The organism is Leucobacter japonicus (assembly GCF_001273855.1).
Taxonomy (GTDB): domain Bacteria; phylum Actinomycetota; class Actinomycetes; order Actinomycetales; family Microbacteriaceae; genus Leucobacter; species Leucobacter japonicus.
Window position 1 is genome coordinate 1 of record NZ_JHBX01000057.1, and the last position, 275, is coordinate 275.

At 64.7% G+C, this 275-nt stretch carries 1 protein-coding gene; it reads left to right on the forward strand.

What is annotated here, in order from left to right; all coding sequences use genetic code 11:
- Positions 1-275: LysR family transcriptional regulator (locus AMS67_RS00175; protein WP_156316465.1), on the forward strand; the 275-nt coding region annotated here is incomplete at both ends.

Below are 275 nucleotides of genomic sequence, written 5' to 3' on the forward strand. Positions count from 1 at the left end.
GAACAGATCGGCAATCTCGAGCAGAGCCTCGAAGTGTCGCTGTTCACGCGCACCTCGCGCGGCCTGCAGCTCACCGACGCCGGCAAGCAGCTCCTCCCCCTGGCACAGGAGGCCCTTCGCAGCATGCGAGATTTCTCGGAATGGAGCCGCCGTCTCCGCTCCGTCGAGGAGGGACGGGTCTCGTTCGGCACGTTCAGCAGCGCGCACCTGTACCTCCTCACCGACCTCATCAAGGAGTTCCGGGAGCTGCATCCCAAAGTGCGCGTGCACATCAC